We start from the raw sequence: 817 nt of genomic DNA, 5'->3' as shown, positions 1-817 counted from the left end.
TGACGAAAGTGTCCTCGACCCTGATTCCTACACCAAACGTAGGGGATGCAGCACCAACAGGAGCGGGAGTAACAAATCCGTATACGGCTGGTGCAGATATTACCGGCGTGGATGCAACAACGAACAAATACATTGGCATTTATGAAGTAGACAGCAATAACAAGGTGGTATCGTTCAAGCTGATCATACTGACCGCAGGCGATATCAAGGTGCCGGCGCCAACATTGCCAGCGTCACCATTGCCGGGAACCGGTCCGAATACGACGAAGGTAACGACACCTGTAGAAGCGGGTAACCATCTCGTGACGAAAGTGTCCTCGACCCTGATTCCTACACCAAACGTAGGAGATGCAGCACCAACGGGAGCGGGAGTAACGAATCCGTACACGCCTGGTGCAGATATCACTGGCGTGGATGCAACAACGAACAGATACATTGGCATTTATGAAGTAGACAGCAATAACAAGGTCGTATCGTTCAAGCTGATTATACTGACCGCAGGCGATATCAAGGTGCCAGCACCACCACTGCCAGCATCGCCACTGCCGGGAACCAATCCGAATACAACGAAGGTGACGACACCTGTAGGAGCGGGTAACCATCTCGTGACCAAAGTGTCCTCGACCCTGATTCCTACACCAAACGTAGGGGATGCAGCGCCTACGGGAGCGGGAGTAACGAATCCGTACACGCCAGGCGCAGATATTACCGGCGTGGATGCAACAACGAACAGATACATTGGCATTTATGAAGTAGACAGCAATAACAAGGTGGTATCGTTCAAGCTGATCATACTGACAGCAGGCGATATTAAGGT

Annotated in this window: 1 protein-coding gene; it reads left to right on the top strand. The window is 51.3% G+C overall.

Annotation, left to right across the window (positions count from 1 at the left end; genetic code table 11):
• Window positions 1–817 (top strand): hypothetical protein (locus HPT30_RS00815; protein ID WP_175369671.1); only part of this gene is annotated, 817 nt, incomplete at both ends.

The organism is Paenibacillus agri (genome assembly GCF_013359945.1).
GTDB classification, from domain to species: Bacteria; Bacillota; Bacilli; order Paenibacillales; family Paenibacillaceae; genus Paenibacillus_AQ; species Paenibacillus_AQ agri.
This window is presented reverse-complemented; position numbering and strand designations above follow the sequence as displayed.